Here is a 15,226-nt window from a genome sequence, read left to right as displayed (position 1 = left end):
GGCCGCCCCACCCGCTGGAAAGCACACCGGCCGCCCCCGAGTCTTCCGGGGAGCGGCCGGTTTCATTTCCAGGACACCGGCGGCGTCAGCCGGGCCTAGAACGGGATGTCGTCGTCGTTGCCGCCATGGCCACCGCCCATGTCGTCCGGCGGGGGCTGGCCGTAGTCGCTGTCCATGCCTCCGCCGCGCTGCGGAGAGAACTGCCGGCGTCCACCGCCACCGCCACCGCCCATGCCGTCCCCGGCGTCACGCCCGCCACCGCCGAGGAACGTCACGGCGTTGGCCACCACCTCGGTGGTGTAGTTTTTCCGGTTCTCCTTGTCCGTCCACTCGCGCGTCTGCAGGCGGCCCTCGACGTAGCACTGCCGCCCCTTCTTCAGGTACTCGCCGCAGAGCTCCGCGAGCTTTCCCCAGACGACGATGCGGTGCCACTCGGTCCGCTCCTGCTTCTGGCCATTCTTGTCGACCCAGCTCTCGCTGGTGGCGATGCGGAAGTTCGCCACCGCCTGCCCTCCGGGAGTGAACCGGACCTCCGGGTCCGCCCCCAGGTTGCCGATGAGAATGACCTTGTTCACGCCTCCAGCCATGACTGCGTTCCTTTCTCCCGAGAACCGGTCCACCAAGGACCGGTTACAGCCCGGCAAGGACGCACCCGCCGGGTTTGATTCCCACCTATAGCAGTGGGTACTGACACCCAGCCAGAAAGCGGACTTCTTCCCGGGGGCCGTACGCCTGCCTGCCACCCGGGCGAGGAGGCTGCGCCCGGCCGGAGGGATTCGGGAGGAACGGGGTGGGCGCGGGCTACCCGCCCGGGCGGGTGTCGGCGGTGGGCGACTCGGGCGCGTTGCCCGCGGGCGCCACCACCTCCACCGGGGTGAGCCCGTCCGGCGTCCTGGCGGGTGCCTTGGCCTCGGCCACCTTCTGCGACAGCGTGGCGTCCAGCCCCTTGGCGAAGGACGCCAGCCGCGGGTCCGACGCGCCCAGCGTGCGGCGCAGGGACTTCCAGAAGGGGTGGTCCGCCTGCCCCGCCTGAACCAGCGCGCGCGCCAGCAGCGTGGTGCACGCGTCCCGGTCCCCGGCGCTGGCGGCCCGCAGCGCCACCACCAGCTCCTCCGGCGCGGTGCGCGCCACCTCGCCCAGGGCCTCGGCCATCTCCGCCTGGGCCTGGGCGTCCGTGCCCGCGGCGCCGGCCAATTCCAGCACGCGCGCCAGCGCCTCCGCGTTGCCGCCCGCGGCCAGCTCCACCATGCTGCTCACGCCCGGCACGTCCACCGACAGGAGCCGTGCCACCTCGCGCAGCCGGCCGTAGACCTCGGAGGTGGCCGCGTAGCTGTCCAGCAGCGTGCGCGCGCCCAGGTAGTCGTGCGGGTTGGACTGGTAGAGGCCCTCCGCCAGCACCGCGCGCACGGCCGGGTCGCGCTCGCTGCGCCACGCGGTGCGCAGGAACCCGATGTTGCGCTGGTCGCGCTGCGCGCCCAGCTCCAGGTACGTCTTGATGCGCGCGGCCACGTCGTTGAGGCCCCCGGCGGGACGGCTGCCGTCCGCCAGCGCGGCCACCGCCGTGGACGGCCCCAGGCTGGAGCCGGTGGCGGCCACCGCCGCGCCCAGCGCGTCCAGGCCCGCGACGATGGGGCCGGCGCGGCCCGCGAAGTCGTTGGCCATGATGGAGAAGGTGAAGCGCTCGCCGCCCGCGCTCGTCACATAGCCGCTCAGCGCGGACACGCTCTCCAGCGTGCCCGTCTTGGCGCGCAGCCGGCCCACGGCGTCGCTGCCCTCGAAGCGGTACTTCAGCGTGCCGTCCTTGCCCGCGATGGGCACCGACGACAGGTACTCCGGCGCGAAGGGGAAGCGCTGGACCATGTGCCGCAGCAGGCGGTTGAGCTGCGTGGCGGAGAAGCGGTTGGCGTCGTTGAGGCCGCTGCCGTTCTTCATCACGTAGGTGCCGCGGGGGATGCCCACGTCGCGCTCCAGGAACTGCTCCACCACCTCCACGCCCTTGGCGAACGAGCCCGGCGCGCCCCGCAGCTCCGCGCCCATGGTCTTCAAGAGCTGCTCGGCGACGAAGTTGCTGGAGAGCTTGTTGAGGCGCTTGAGCAGCACGTCGAAGGTGTCCGACTGCGACACGTGCAGCATGCGGGCCTTGGTGGACGTCTTGCCCAGCTTCACCTTGCCCCGCATCTTCACGCCGCGCGTCACCAGCATCTGCTTGAGCGACTGGCCGAAGTACATGGGCGGGTTGTCGATTTTCTTCCAGACGCTGACGGCGCCACTGCGCTCCGCCGGGAGCTGGCCGCGCACGACAATCTTCTGCTGCGAGCCCGCGGCGTCCGACTTGACGAACACGCGGCGGGCGCGGCGCGACCCGGTGGTGAGCTGGTTCTCCACCACGAAGAAGTCGCTGGGCGGCTCCACCTCCACCACGCCCTTGGCGCCCGGCGCGTTGCCGGGCCGCAGGTAGATGGCCACCGCGTTCCAGTTGAGGCTCACCGCGCCGGTGGGCGCCATGTAGGCCCGGTCCGTGTCCTCCTGGTCATAGCCCGGCGGCGTGCGCTCGGCGTCGAACCAGGAGTCGTCCACGACGATTTCGCCCACCTCGCGGATGCCCACGTGCCACAGCTCGGCGACGATGCCCCACAGGCGCTCCGTCGTCATGGACGGGTCGCCCTTGCCGCGCACGTAGAGCGTCTTCACCTTGCCGTCCGCGCCCAGCTCCGGCTCCACCAGGAACTCGGTGTCGTAGCGGAACTCGGGCCCCAGCGACGCCAGCGCGGCGGCGGACGTCACCAGCTTCACGTTGGAGGCCGGGTTGAGCAGCTCGTCGGCGTTGTGGCTGAAGACGACGTCTCCGTCGTCCAGGCTCTGCATCAGCACGCCCATGCGGCTCGCCTTCAGCGGCGCGCGCTGGAGCACCTCCAGCAGCGCGGCCTTCAGCGCCTCGCGGTCCGCGCGCTTCTCCGCCGGAGCTGGCGCGGCGTGCGCGACGTGAGAAAGCGACAGGAAAAGGATGGCCGATGCGGCCAAGATGGAGCTGGCTCGATGGACCTGCACACTCTCTCCGGGGAAGTCAGGTGCCATTATGCGGAACGGGGCAAAAAACGAGCAAGGGTGAGAGACAGCGTGAGTCCACGTCTGGGCGCTCGCTCTACCAGCAGGCAGAAACCTGACATTCCAACTGTAACGACGTGACTGACGTGGGGACTGTGAAACACGTCCTGTCCAGGAGGAGACTTCGATGAGAGCGGTGGTGCAGCGGGTGCTGGAGGCGTCGGTGACGGTGGAGGGCCAGCGCGTGAGCGAAATCGGCCCGGGCCTGCTGGTGCTGCTGGGCGTGGGCAAGGGCGACACCGAGGCGGACGTGGCGTGGATGGCGGAGAAGCTGGCCACACTGCGCATCTTCGAGGACACCGCGGGGAAGATGAACCTGTCGCTGGAGGACACGTCCCGTCAGCTCATCGTCGTCAGCCAGTTCACGCTCTACGGCGACGCGCGCAAGGGCCGCAGGCCCAGCTTCATCGACGCCATGGAGCCGGTGGGCGCCAAGGCCCTCTACGAGCGCACCTGCGAGCTGCTGCGCCAGCGTGGCTTGAGCGTGGGCACCGGCATCTTCGCCGCGGACATGAAGGTGGCGCTCGTCAATGACGGCCCCGTCACCCTGCTGCTGGAGAGCCCCGGGCCGTCCGCGCCGAAGGGCTAGATGCGAACGCCGGAGCCCTTCGTGACGAGCGCCGCCAGTCCCTGCTTCGCCAGCGCCGCGCCGCGCAGGTGCGCGGTGAGCGCGCCCAGCTCGCGAATCCAGTTGGCCGCGCGAGGCCCCAGCCCGGAGAAGGCCACCGTGAGCGGCGGCGGCTGGGCCTGCTTGCCCATCCAGTACGCCAGCACCTCGTCCTTCTCCGGCAGCGACGGCAGGCGCATCCGCTCCTGCTCACGCGTCAGGAGCCGCTCCAGCTTGCGCGGCAGGTTCACCTGCCAGTGCGCCACCTTGCGCGCCGGACGCCACGCCCAGTCCGCGAAGGCATAGCGCTCGGACGGGGAGTACTCGCCCCGGCCCTGCGTGACGAACACCTGGTCCGGTGGGAACTCCGGGAAGGGCTCCCACTGCCCCGCCAGCAGCGAGGCCAGACCCACGTCCTCTCGCGGCCGGAAGCGGAAGCGGTCCCTCACCTCGCGCGCCGCGCGCGCGTCCCAGTAGGGGTAGTCCGCCTCCTCCACCATCAGCGACAGGTGCAGGGCCTCGTCCCAGCCGTCCGCGTAGCCCACCTCCGCGTCCCCCACCTCCCAGCCCGACGGGCCTTCCATCCAGGGAAGGAAGACGAGCCGGTCCACCAGGTCCGCCCAGGGGTCCGCGTCCACGGAGCCCACGCCGCCTGGGAGCGCCGTGGCGAGCATCCGCTCGCAGAGCATGCGCGCCTGGCCATCCCCCAGGTGCTCCTGGAGTGACTCGAGCGCCCCGGAGGCATCGCCCATGGCTCGCCGGAAGAAGGGCAGCAGGTGGTCGTGAAAGAAGCGGTCGCTGATGGGCCTCAGGACGACGTCCATGGTTGCGGATGTTCCCCCCGGAACGCCGCCCGACTCAAGGCCGCGCGTCTTCCTGGACGATGAGCGCGTGGATGTCCGCGGCCGTCGGTGCCTCGAGGATGGCGGCCCGGAAGCGCGGATTCTTGAACAACCGGGAGATACGAGCCAGCGCCTTCAGGTGGACGCCAGCGCTGTTCTCCGGCGCCACCAGCGCGAAGAACAGGTGGGTGGACTTGCCGTCGATGGCCTCGAAGTCCACCCCGGCGCGCGACACGCCGAAGGCGGCCTGGAGCTGGGCCATGCCCGGCAGCTTGCCGTGGGGGATGGCCACGCCCTCGCCGATGCCGGTGCTGCCCAGCTTCTCGCGCTCGCGCAGCACCTCCACCAGCCGCTCCGCGGAGAGCTGCGGATGCGCGCGCACCAGCGTGGCGCTCAGCTCACGCAACACTTCGGGCTTCGTCCGCGACTGCATGTCGGCGATGACGGCTTGGGGGCTGAGGAACTCGGCGATTCTCACTGACGCTCCCGCGCTGGCGCTCCTGGTGGGCGGCAATTACTCCTCACCCCTCTTTAGCGCAAGGGTGGCCTGTCATGATGCACGCACGCCGCGCACACTGCGCATCATGACGCGGAAGGGAAGCCCGTCCTCCAGGGCGATAGGGGCTTCGGGTGCCCGCGCTTTCAAGGTGGCTACGCCCCCCACCCGGGGCACGAAGGGACTTCCCACCCTCGCCGTGGACTCGGAGGGACTGCGTGGCCGCTACCGCGCCCAGCCCCTCGCCATGAAGAGGGAGGGGCTGGTGCTGGCCAGGGCGGCCCACACCCGGGCCCAGGGCCGCTTCGGCGGCCTTCTCCGAGGACGGGACGTGGCTCCAGGGCCACGCCGGTGCGCGCCCCCAGGCCCTCGACCACTCGGAAGCGGGCTTTGGGGGCATGCGGGACCGCGGCACGCGGGGGCGCGACGTGGACGCGTCGCGTTCCCGCGAGAGCTGCTGTCGCGGTCCCTGAGTGAACGCGCCGCCTCGATGACGCCGGCGCCCGTCAACGCCCGCCCGGCCCTCGAGCTCCCGCGGCCTCAGTGGCCACGCCAGCGCTTCGACTGCCGCGGCCACTGAGGCCTGGCGCGTGACGCGCCTGGCACGCAGCGGCCTTCCAGCTGTCACACGCCGTCACCCCTGAGGCCGGGTGACGGCGCATGTCTTCAGGCTCAGGTCCCCGTGGCGGCGACCGCCGGGGCGTGCGGCTCGATGAGGCCGTACTGGCCATCCTTGCGCCGGTAGACGATGCACAGCGACTCCGACGCCACGTTGTGGAAGACGTAGAAGTCGTTGTTCATCAGATTCATCTGCATCACCGCATCATCCACCGTGAGCGGCTTGACGGTGAGGTGGGTGGCCCGCACCTCGCGCGCCGACGGCGGCTGCGCCGCGGGCTGGACGGGCACGGCGACGGCGGGCTTCGGCGCCGCCTCGCTCGTCGAGGCCTCCGCGAGGGACTCCAGCGCCTCCACGTCCGGGAGCTCGAACACGGCGTGGCGGACCCGGAGCTGCTCCACCAGATCCTGCCGGTGGTGGACGCGCTCACGGCCATGGTGCGTCTTCAGCTTGTCACGGTAGCGGCGCAGCTGGCGTTCAATCTTGTCCATCGCCAGGTCGATGGACGCGTACATGTCATCGCTCTTGTCACGCCCTCGGAGCACCCAGGCGCCGGAGTGGATGGTGATGTCCGCATGGTGCAGGTGCCGCTCCAACGACAGGACCACATGGGCCTCGCCGGCACGGTCCAGCAGCCGGTTCACCCTTTCGACCTTCTCGCGTGCGTACTCCTTGAGGGAATCCGACGCCCCGAACTGACGGAAGGTGATGTTGAACTGCATGCGTGGCTGCCTCCTAGGGTGAGAGGTGGGCTCCGTGACGGATCTGAAACTTTCCGAGCCCTGGAAAGCAACCCGCCCCAACAGGTTGCCTGTTCCCGGACACACCGCCAGTCCGAGGGAGGACATCCCGCCTGCACCACCCGTCACTGGCAATCACTGGCAATGGCCCCACCATGGGGCCATGCCAGCACTGCTCCCAGTGAAGTCACGCGTCGCGTCAGCTCACGCGAGCAGCCGCCCGCCCGTCACGCCCAGCACCTCCGCGTTGACGTAGCGGGACTCGTCCGAGGCGAGGAACACGTAGGACGGCGCCAGCTCCGCGGGCTGCGCGGGGCGGCCCATGGGGGAGTCCTTGCCGAACTTCGACGTCTTCTCCGCGTCGAAGGACTGGGGGATGAGCGGCGTCCACACGGGGCCGGGCGCCACGGCGTTGACCCGGATGCCTCGCTCGATGAGCTGCCGCGCCAGTCCCTTGGTGAAGTTGACGATGGCGCCCTTGGTGACGGCGTAGTCCAGGATGGCGGGCGAGGGGTCGTACGCCTGGATGGAGGTGGTGTTGATGATGGTGCCCCCCTCCTTCATGTGCGGCAGCGCGTAGCGCACCAGGTGGAACATCGCGAGGATGTTGGTGCGGAAGGCGCGCTCCAGGCGCTCGGGGTCCAGGTCCTCGAAGCGCTCCACCGCCTCGCCCTGGTAGGCGGCGTTGTTGACGAGGATGTCGATGCGCCCGAAGCGCTTCACGGTGTCCTCCACCAGCTTGCGGCAGTGGGCCTCCACGGAGAGGTCTCCGGGCAGCAGCAGCGCCTTGCGCCCCGCCTCCTCCACCACGCGCTTCACCTGCTGGGCGTCGTCGCCCTCGCTGAGGAAGGACACCGCGATGTCCGCGCCCTCGCGCGCGAAGGCCAGGCACACCGCGCGGCCAATGCCGCTGTCCCCGCCGGTGACGAGCGCCACCCGGTCCTTGAGCCGGCCCAGCCCCTTGTAGGACTGCTCGCCGTAGTCGGGCTCCGGGGTCATCCGCCCCTCATGTCCGGGGTGCGGCTGGGACTGCTGGGGAAAGGGCGGCTGGGGGCCGGCGCTGCGCGGGTCGGGATTCTTCTGGGCCATGACTGGGTCCTTTCCGAAAGGAAGTACCCAGGCACGGTGGGCGTGGCGGCACGCCGCGGCAATCGAGCCCGGAAAGCCCAGGGCCCGCTCCCCCGCCCGCTCCCCGGCCGCTCACTGCACGTTGACGACCCGCTCCTCGGAGTGGAACACCGTCGCCGCGCAGGCGGCGACGCCCGTGCACTCCAGCACGTTGCCGGGCGCGGTCGCGCTCAGCGTCAGCAGGTGGGCGGCGACAGGCGTGGTCTGCAGCAGGGTGAAGCTGACGACCGCTTCCTCCTGCGTGGTGGGGATGGTGGCCGTGGCGGTCCCGCCCTCGCGCAGCAGGGTGGCGGAGATGGGGCCGGGGACCTCGCCCTCGGGCAGCCACCGGAACGAGTACTCCTGGCCGCGCGTGAGCCGGTCCTCGGCCCCCGGGCCCTGGAAGGAGAAGAGGCGCTTGGCCTTGCCGCGCTCCAGGACGAGGGTGATGGTGTGCGTGCCATCCTGGAGGACGACGCGGCCGTTCTCCGCGGGCTGCTGCACCCAGACGTTGGGGTCGAAGTCGTAGTAGGCCCGCGTGGGCACGCACACGTCGCGGCCCGCGGTGCCATCCACCCCGCCCCGCTCCAGCGTCATGGGCAGGCCGTTGAAGGTGGCCGTGACGCCCTCGCGCAGCTCGGTGCAGCGGTCCTCCTCCACCGCCGGCGAGAAGGTGACGGTGACGCGGTGGGAGCCCGGCTCGTCCAGCCCCTCGTAGACGTCCACATCCGACTGGGCGAGCGTGAGCGTCCGGTCCGCCAGCGACGCCAGGTCGACGACTTCCGAGGTGAGACTGCTGCCACAGCCCGACAGCAGGCCCACCGCGACGAAGGCGCCTGCCGGAGCGCGAAGAAGGTTGCGACGAAGAATGCGGTTCATGCGGCGCCGCACCCTATACCCGCGGCCCGTCCGCGGCGAGCAGCCCTTCCAGCCGAACCTTCACTTCCGGCCACTCCGTGTCGATGACGCTGTAGTACGCGCTGTCACGCACCACGCCGCCGCGCACCAGCATGTGGTTGCGGAGCACGCCCTCGAAGCGAGCGCCCAGCCGCTCGATGGCCGCGCGGGAGCGCGCGTTGTTCCGGTCCGTCTTCAACTGCACCCGCATGACGCCGAGCGACTCGAAGGCGTGCCGCAGCAGCAGGTACTTGCACTCGGTGTTGACGCGCGTGCGCCACACGCGGCGCCCCAGCCACGTGTAGCCAATCTCCAGCGTGCGGTGGTCGCGCTGGATGTCGAGGTAGCGGGTGCTGCCCACTGGCGCGCCCGTCCGCCGCTCGATGATGACGAAGGGGCGCTCGCTCCCCCGCTCGGCCGCCTGGCAGGCGCTGTCGATGAAGGCCGCCACGTCCGCCTCGGTCCGCATCACCCGTGAGAACCAGGTGAAGAGGTCGTCCTCGCACAGCGCGGCCAGGGCCGGCGCGTGCTCGGAGCGCAGCGGCTCCAGGCGGACGTCCCGCCCTTCGAGGGTGATGGGCGGGACGACGAGGGGCACACACTCACGGCGGGGCGTGCCGGAATCGGGAGGTGGGGTGGCGCTCATGCGGCGCCAGTCTGGCCACGCCGACGCGCCGCGGACAAGCGGCGCGCCCTCCGCGGCTCCGGGCCCCGGCCATGGCCGTTGCGGACCTGCTCCACCACCACATCATCACGCCGCGGGCACGCGGCGCGCTGGGACAAGCCCGGCTCAGTAGTACCGCTTGCGCTTGCTGCTGGGGAGGATGCCCAGCACCTCGCGGTACTTGGCCACCGTGCGGCGGGCAATCTCGGTGCCCTGCGCGCGCAAGAGCTCCACGATTTTCTGGTCCGAGTACGGGTTGCGCGGGTCCTCCTGCGCCACCAGCTGCTTGATGTGGTGCTTCACCGCCTCGCTCGCGGTGTCCTCACCGGAGACGCGGGCGATGGACGAGTTGAAGAAGTACTTCAGCTCGAAGATGCCCTGCGGCGTGTGCACGTACTTGCTGGTGGTGACGCGGCTCACCGTGGACTCGTGCATGCCGATGTCCTCGGCCACGTCCCGGAGGATGAGCGGCTTGAGGTGGGCAATGCCCTTGTCCAGGAAGTCCCGCTGGAACTTCACGATGCTCTCGGTGACCTTGTAGATGGTCCGCTGCCGCTGGTGGATGGAGCGGATGAGCCACATGGCGCTGCGCAGCTTGTCCTGGATGAAGTCCTTCGTCTGGCCGGGCCCCACCGCGCCCGTCTTCAGCGCGTTGCGGTAGGTGCCGGAGATGCGGAGCTTGGACAGGCCGTCGTCGTTCAGCACCACCGTGTAGTCGTCCCCCATCTTGTAGACGAATACGTCGGGGGTGATGTACTGCGCGTCGTCCCCGCTGAAGTTGCGGCCCGGCTTCGGGTCCAGCTTCGGGAGCAGCCGCACCGCCTCCACCACCTCTTCCAGGGACACCTTCAGGTCCTTGGCGATGGCCGGCAGGTTCTTGCTCTCCAGGTACTTCATGTGCCGCTTGATGATGAGGCCCAGCAGCGGCGCGTGCGGCTCCCTCATGCCCTGGAGCTGGATGAGCAGGCACTCCTGCAAGTCCCGCGCGCCGCAGCCGCGCGGATCCAACATCTGGATGCGGCGCAGCGTGCGCTCCGCCACGTGCATGGGCACGTCCGCCTCGTTGGCCAGGCGGATGAGCGGGTCTCCGTCCACTTCCGGCAGCTTGAGGTAGCCGTCATCATCCAGGTTGCCCAGGATGAGCATCGCGATGCGGCGCTCGGCGTCGTTCAGGCGCAGCGTGCCCAGCTGCTCCTGGATGTGGTCGACCAGGTCCTCCTTCTTGACGAGGTTGGCCTCGAACGACGGCAGGTCGTCCGTGGCCACGTTGCCCTTGTTGGAGGCCGTGGTGGGCTCGTTGAACTGGTAGCTGTTGAGGTACTGCTCCCAGTCGATTTCCGGCGGGCCCTCGCCGTCGCCCTTGAACTCGGTGGTGGTGTCGCTGGAGGCGGAGGGCAGCTCCACGTCCCGCGGAATCTCGACGTTGTCCGCCTCCAGGGAGGCTTCACCGGGTTCCTTGTCTGCCACATCTCCCGGAGCTTGCTCGTCTGGCTGTTCCAGCAGCGGGTTCTGCTCCATCTCCTCGCGGACCTGCTCGAGCAGTTCCATGCGAGACAGTTGGAGGAGCTTGATGGCCTGCTGCAGCTGCGGCGTCATCACCAGCTGCTGGGCAAGCTTCAGGCTTTGCTTCAGTTCCATCGCCATGAGACGGGGTCTCCAGGGTTGATTCGGTCCCTCGACAGAGGACCACAATCAAAGACCGTGCCAACGTAACAAGGTGCCCTGACTTCGTCCAGCCCTGAAACGGGGGTCCCTTGCTTGCATGCTCAGAATTCTACAAGGAATCCAAGAGCTTGGACCCACTCAGGGTGTCAATAGGGCGCCGATAGGTCGGCGCAAAAGCGGGGCCAACCCATTCTAAGCATGCCTCTGACAGGTGGCCAGCCGTGCTTAGAGCGCTTGTTGGAGGCGAAACCGTTCCCCCAGGTAGACGGCCCGCGCCTTGGGAGACGCGGCGATCTCCGCCGGGGTGCCCTCCTCGAGAATCTGCCCCTGTGCGATGATGTATGCGCGGTCACAGATGCCCAGGGTGTCCTGGACGTTGTGGTCGGTGATGAGGACGCCCAGGCCCCGCTCGCGGAGGAGGAAGATTTGCCGCTGGAGGTCGCCCACGTTGATGGGGTCCACGCCGGCGAAGGGCTCGTCGAAGAGGATGAAGCGGGGCTGGGGGATGAGGCTGCGGGCAATCTCGGCGCGGCGGCGCTCGCCACCGGAGAGCGTCTCCCCCAGGGACTCCGCGACGTGCGTGAGGCCGAACTCCTCCAGGAGGGTGTCGGCGCGCTGCACGCGGGCCTTCGCGTCCAGGCCCTTCTGGAGCTCCAGCACGGACAGGAAGTTGTCGCGCACCGTGAGCTTGCGGAAGACGGACGCTTCCTGGGGCAGGTAGCCCACGCCCCGGCGGGCGCGGCGGTGCATGGGCAGGTGCGTGAGGTCCTCGTCGCCAATGCGCACGCGCCCCGCGTCCGGAGACACCAGCCCCACGACCATGTTGAAGCTGGTCGTCTTGCCCGCGCCATTGGGGCCCAGCAGGCCCACCACCTCGCCGGGCGCCACGTTGAAGGACACGCCCCGCACCACCTTGCGGCCACGGAAGGTCTTCTCCAGGCCTTCTGCGAGCAACTGCGCGCTCATCGCGGCGTGCCTCCCTGGGCGGAGGAGGCTGGCGCCGACGGCGACGCGCGGCCCTTGCGTTTGGCGGGCGCGGGGTTGGAGGGGAGCGACTCGAAGACGATGACGGCGTTCTCCACCTCCAGCCGCTCGTTGCCCAGCGTCAGCCGGACCTTCGTCCCGCGCATGTGCGTGGTGCCCTGGCGGGCCTCGGGCGAGCCCGTCACCACCAGCACGCCGCTGGGCACGTCGTACTCGGCGCGCTCGCCGCGGGCCATGCGGTCCCCGTCCACGGCCTCCACCCCGCCGGTGCACACCACGCGCGTCACCTCGCGCTGGGCGGTGTAGTTGGCCGTCATCCGGTCGCACGTCAGGTCGAGCGTGAGATGCTTCACCTTCACGTTGCCGGTGAGCGTGGCCTGGGACTTCTGGAAGACGACGTTGTCACCCTTGATTTGAACGGGCTCCTTCAGCGCCTTGCCCCCCAGGGGGCTCGGGGCCCGGGTGCCCCCTCCCCCCGCGGCGGGCGCGCCCGTGGCGGCCGGCGGAGCGCCCGAGGAAGGCGTGGCGGCGACCGCGGGCGCGGGCTGCGCGACGAAGAAGGCCATCACGAGGAACTCAATCACTCTGGCGCTCCCACCACGGTCTCCACGGAGCCCGCGAAGGTGAATGTCTCATCCGGGAAGAACAGCTCGAAGCGGTCCGCCCGCAGCTGGTAGTCAGGCCCCTTCACCTGTACGCCCTCGTTTCCATGCGCCCGCTCCGTGGTGACGTCGTACGTCAACCGGGGAGTGCGGGCTTCCATGCCCTTTCCGGTGCGGATGATGACGCCGCCCGAGGCCACCACCTGCTTGGACGCGAGGCTGCCCTCCATATTCGGGGCGCTCACCTCCACCCCGCCCTCCGTCCCCGGCGGAGCCCCCGCACCAGCCTGGCCGGGGGGAATCCGCAGCGTGGCGTTGGAGGCCCACACGTCACCAGTGGTGCGCTGGTAGGTGAGCTGCTCGGCGGTGCCGGACCGGGTCAGCCGCTCGCCCTCGAAGGACTCCAGGCGCGCGCCGTGAAGCACCACCTCGGGGGGCGGCTGGGCGGCGGACGCACCCTCGCCGGACCCAGGCTTGCAGCCGGGGGCGAGCACCAGGGCGAGGAGGCTGGCGGCGAGCAGGCGTGACACGGGGCTTCCTTATCACCCGGACGAGGCGGGCGCCGCCTCCGGAAGTGGGACGGCCGCGCCCACCGGTGGACGCGTCTTCCAGCGCTGGTGCATCCAGACCCACTGTTCCGGCGCCCGGCGGATGGCCGCCTCGATGCGACCGGACAGGGCGGCGGTGAGGGCCAGGGCGGCCGCCTCGCGGTCCGCGTCCTGCGGCACCGGCACCTCCTCCATGGACAGGCGGTAGCCCTCCCCGTCCCGGTGGCAGAAGCCCGTCACCACCGCCGCGCCGGTGCGCAGGGCCAGGTCGGCGGCGGCGCGGGGCGTGGCGGCCAGCTGCCCGAAGAAGGGCACGAAGAGGGACTGCACCCGCGTGTCCTGGTCGATGAGGATGCCGAGGATTTCGCCGTTGCGCAGGGCGCGCAGCATGGCCCGGGCCGCCCCGTCCTGGCCGCGCCAGATGCTCCGCACGCCGCCCCGGGCCCGGAACCGGCCCACCAGCTCCGTCAGCCGCGGGTCGGTGGTCTCCTTGGCGATGCTCTGGCTGGGGTAGCCCGCGCGCGCCACCCGCCGGGCGAGCAGCTCCCAGTTCCCCACGTGTCCGGACACGAAGACGACGCCGCGCCCCCGGGCCAGGGCGGTCTCCAGCACCCGCCGGTCGGCCTCCGGCCAGACCACCAGGCGCTCCAGGGCCTCGTCCAGGGCCCCCGTACAGGCCACCTCCAGGGCGGCGGCCGCCAGGTGGCGGAAGGCCTCCCGGGCCAGGGCCTGCCGCTCTGCCTCCGACTTTTCCGGGAAGGCCACGGAAAGGGACTTCAGCGCCTTGCGCCGCTCCCCACCGGCGAGGTGGTAGGCGAGCGCGCCCAGGCGCGCGCCCAGGCTCCGGGCCACCCCCAGCGGCAGAGGTTGAAGGAGCAACAGGACGCCACGGATGAGCACGTAGCGGAGGAAACGCTTGAGGCGCTTTGCTAAGGGTGGACGCTCCACGAGGCGTTCAATATCCCATGCGCGAATACAACTTCGACGGGCTCGTTGGGCCCACCCACAATTACGGCGGCCTCTCGCCCGGCAACCTGGCGTCGCAGAGCCACGGCGGTGAGCCCAGCCACCCCCGGGACGCGGCCCTCCAGGGGCTGGAGAAGATGCGCTTCGTCTCCGCGCTGGGTGTGGGACAGGCGGTGCTGCCGCCCCAGCCCCGGCCGTCCCTGAGGGCCCTGCGGGCGGTGGGCTTCACGGGCACGGACGAGGAGGTCATCACCCGGGCCGCGCGCGAGGCGGAGCACCTGCTGCGGTTGACGTCCAGCGCCTCCTCCATGTGGACGGCCAACGCGGCCACGGTGGCCCCCAGCGCGGACACCGCGGACGGCCGCGTGCACCTGACGCCGGCCAACCTGTCGCAGATGTACCACCGGGCCATCGAGGCGGAGACGACGCACGCGGTGCTGCGCGCCATCTTCTCGAACGAGAAGCACTTCGCGGTCCACCCGCCGCTGCCGGGCAGCAGCCACTTCGCGGACGAAGGCGCGGCCAACCACACCCGGCTGTCCACACCGGGGCACGCGGGCGTCCACCTGCTGGCCTGGGGCCGCAGCGCGTGGCAGGACGTGCAGGGGCCCAGCCGCTTCCCGGCCCGGCAGACGCTGGAGGCGAGCCAGGCGCTGGCGCGGCTGCACCAGCTGGACGCCAGGTCGGTGCTCTTCCCGCAGCAGCACCCAGAGGGCATCGACGCGGGGGCCTTCCACACGGACGTGCTGGCGGTGGGCAACGAGCGGTTCCTGATGCTGCACGAGCTGGCCTTCGTGGACCACGCGGGGCTGCTGGCGGTGCTGCGCGAGAAGCTGGGGCAGGACTTCCGCGCGGTGGTGGCCACCCAGGCGGAGCTACCGGTGAAGGACGCGGTGAAGGCGTACCCGTTCAACTCGCAGGTGCTGACGCTGCCGGATGGCACCATGGCGATCGTGGCCCCGGTGGAGAGCCGGGAGACGCCCGCGGCGCGGCAGTTCCTGGAGCGCGTGGTGGCCGAGGACACGCCGGTGAAGGCCGTGCACTACCTGGACGTGCGCCAGTCGATGAACAACGGCGGCGGGCCGGCCTGCCTGCGTCAGCGGGTGTGGCTGACGGACGAGGAGCGCGGGGCCATCAAGGCGGATGTGTTCTACACGCCCGCGCTGCATGACTCGCTGGCCGGCTGGGTGCGGCGGCACTACCGCGAGGTGCTGCGGCCCAAGGACCTGCAGGACCCGCAGCTGGCGCGCGAGACGATGACGGCGCTGGACGAGCTGACGCGCATCCTCCGGCTCGGCAGCGTCTACGACTTCCAGCAGTGAGTGTCACGGGACGCCCGGCCGCCCCAGGGGCGGGCGTCCGGGGGCCCGGCGGCAGGCCGTGA

Annotated in this window: 15 protein-coding genes; 2 read left to right on the top strand and 13 right to left on the bottom strand. The window is 70.6% G+C overall.

Annotated elements, in window-relative coordinates:
- Positions 1-95 precede the first annotated feature (95 nt).
- The gene (locus VZL07_RS19725; RefSeq protein WP_426757162.1) at positions 96-587 is read right to left on the bottom strand and encodes a single-stranded DNA-binding protein; all 492 of its coding nucleotides are present in this window, start codon (positions 585-587) and stop codon (positions 96-98) included.
- A gap of 214 nt (positions 588-801) precedes the next feature.
- Complete coding sequence (gene dacB, locus VZL07_RS19720) at positions 802-3,048, bottom strand: D-alanyl-D-alanine carboxypeptidase/D-alanyl-D-alanine endopeptidase (RefSeq protein WP_426757161.1); 2,247 nt, start codon at positions 3,046-3,048, stop codon at positions 802-804.
- Between the two features lie 184 nt (positions 3,049-3,232).
- Between dacB and dtd the strand changes: the two genes are divergently transcribed.
- Positions 3,233-3,694 (top strand): D-aminoacyl-tRNA deacylase, encoded by a 462-nt coding sequence (dtd, locus tag VZL07_RS19715; protein WP_426757159.1) that lies wholly within the window; start codon positions 3,233-3,235, stop codon positions 3,692-3,694.
- Here dtd and VZL07_RS19710 read toward each other — a convergent pair.
- The 11 genes from VZL07_RS19710 to VZL07_RS19660 all read right to left on the bottom strand — a co-directional run bounded on the left by VZL07_RS19710 (position 3,691) and on the right by VZL07_RS19660 (position 13,824).
- Positions 3,691-4,536, bottom strand: coding sequence for a hypothetical protein (locus VZL07_RS19710; RefSeq protein ID WP_426757158.1), 846 nt, complete (start codon positions 4,534-4,536; stop codon positions 3,691-3,693). The genes dtd and VZL07_RS19710 overlap by 4 nt on opposite strands.
- Before the next feature lie 34 nt (positions 4,537-4,570).
- Entirely contained in the window at positions 4,571-5,032 is a 462-nt protein-coding gene (locus VZL07_RS19705; protein WP_426757157.1) for a PTS sugar transporter subunit IIA, read from the bottom strand.
- A 690-nt stretch (positions 5,033-5,722) separates the two neighbouring features.
- Positions 5,723-6,391: a ribosome hibernation-promoting factor, HPF/YfiA family gene (hpf, locus tag VZL07_RS19700; protein ID WP_426757156.1), complete on the bottom strand. Its 669-nt coding sequence runs from the start codon at positions 6,389-6,391 to the stop codon at positions 5,723-5,725.
- Positions 6,392-6,613: 222 nt separating this feature from the next.
- Positions 6,614-7,498 (bottom strand): SDR family oxidoreductase, encoded by an 885-nt coding sequence (locus VZL07_RS19695; RefSeq protein ID WP_426757155.1) that lies wholly within the window; start codon positions 7,496-7,498, stop codon positions 6,614-6,616.
- A gap of 111 nt (positions 7,499-7,609) precedes the next feature.
- On the bottom strand, positions 7,610-8,395 hold the full coding sequence (locus tag VZL07_RS19690) for a hypothetical protein (protein ID WP_426757154.1): 786 nt from the start codon (positions 8,393-8,395) through the stop codon (positions 7,610-7,612).
- A gap of 13 nt (positions 8,396-8,408) precedes the next feature.
- Positions 8,409-9,059, bottom strand: coding sequence for a GNAT family N-acetyltransferase (locus tag VZL07_RS19685; protein WP_426757152.1), 651 nt, complete (start codon positions 9,057-9,059; stop codon positions 8,409-8,411).
- A 144-nt stretch (positions 9,060-9,203) separates the two neighbouring features.
- Positions 9,204-10,721, bottom strand: a complete 1,518-nt coding sequence (gene rpoN, locus VZL07_RS19680) for an RNA polymerase factor sigma-54 (protein WP_426757151.1) — start codon at positions 10,719-10,721, stop codon at positions 9,204-9,206.
- 246 nt (positions 10,722-10,967) lie between these two features.
- Complete coding sequence (gene lptB, locus VZL07_RS19675) at positions 10,968-11,708, bottom strand: LPS export ABC transporter ATP-binding protein (protein ID WP_426757150.1); 741 nt, start codon at positions 11,706-11,708, stop codon at positions 10,968-10,970.
- Positions 11,705-12,310: an LptA/OstA family protein gene (locus tag VZL07_RS19670; protein WP_426757149.1), complete on the bottom strand. Its 606-nt coding sequence runs from the start codon at positions 12,308-12,310 to the stop codon at positions 11,705-11,707. Before VZL07_RS19670 ends, lptB begins: the two co-directional genes overlap by 4 nt.
- A complete protein-coding gene (gene lptC, locus VZL07_RS19665) occupies positions 12,307-12,858 on the bottom strand; it encodes an LPS export ABC transporter periplasmic protein LptC (RefSeq protein WP_426757148.1) in 552 nt (183 codons plus the stop codon). The genes VZL07_RS19670 and lptC overlap by 4 nt, the downstream gene beginning before the upstream one ends.
- Before the next feature lie 12 nt (positions 12,859-12,870).
- A complete protein-coding gene (locus tag VZL07_RS19660) occupies positions 12,871-13,824 on the bottom strand; it encodes a lysophospholipid acyltransferase family protein (protein ID WP_426757147.1) in 954 nt (317 codons plus the stop codon).
- 17 nt (positions 13,825-13,841) lie between these two features.
- Here VZL07_RS19660 and astB point away from each other — a divergent pair, with 17 nt between their 5' ends.
- A complete protein-coding gene (astB, locus tag VZL07_RS19655) occupies positions 13,842-15,164 on the top strand; it encodes an N-succinylarginine dihydrolase (RefSeq protein ID WP_426757146.1) in 1,323 nt (440 codons plus the stop codon).
- The last annotated feature ends 62 nt before the right edge of the window (positions 15,165-15,226 follow it).

Origin of the sequence: Pseudomyxococcus flavus (genome assembly GCF_050038885.1) — a bacterium.
GTDB classification, from domain to species: Bacteria; Myxococcota; Myxococcia; order Myxococcales; family Myxococcaceae; genus Myxococcus; species Myxococcus flavus.
This window is presented reverse-complemented; position numbering and strand designations above follow the sequence as displayed.

Excerpts from the sequence above, each read along its gene's own strand:
- VZL07_RS19725 (WP_426757162.1), bottom strand. The coding sequence starts at position 587 with ATGGCTGGAGGCGTGAACAAGGTCATTCTCATCGGCAACCTGGGGGCG.
- dtd (WP_426757159.1), top strand. The coding sequence starts at position 3,233 with ATGAGAGCGGTGGTGCAGCGGGTGCTGGAGGCGTCGGTGACGGTGGAG.
- VZL07_RS19710 (WP_426757158.1), bottom strand. The coding sequence starts at position 4,536 with ATGGACGTCGTCCTGAGGCCCATCAGCGACCGCTTCTTTCACGACCAC.
- hpf (WP_426757156.1), bottom strand. The coding sequence starts at position 6,391 with ATGCAGTTCAACATCACCTTCCGTCAGTTCGGGGCGTCGGATTCCCTC.
- VZL07_RS19695 (WP_426757155.1), bottom strand. The coding sequence starts at position 7,498 with ATGGCCCAGAAGAATCCCGACCCGCGCAGCGCCGGCCCCCAGCCGCCC.
- VZL07_RS19690 (WP_426757154.1), bottom strand. The coding sequence starts at position 8,395 with ATGAACCGCATTCTTCGTCGCAACCTTCTTCGCGCTCCGGCAGGCGCC.
- VZL07_RS19685 (WP_426757152.1), bottom strand. The coding sequence starts at position 9,059 with ATGAGCGCCACCCCACCTCCCGATTCCGGCACGCCCCGCCGTGAGTGT.
- rpoN (WP_426757151.1), bottom strand. The coding sequence starts at position 10,721 with ATGGCGATGGAACTGAAGCAAAGCCTGAAGCTTGCCCAGCAGCTGGTG.
- lptB (WP_426757150.1), bottom strand. The coding sequence starts at position 11,708 with ATGAGCGCGCAGTTGCTCGCAGAAGGCCTGGAGAAGACCTTCCGTGGC.
- astB (WP_426757146.1), top strand. The coding sequence starts at position 13,842 with ATGCGCGAATACAACTTCGACGGGCTCGTTGGGCCCACCCACAATTAC.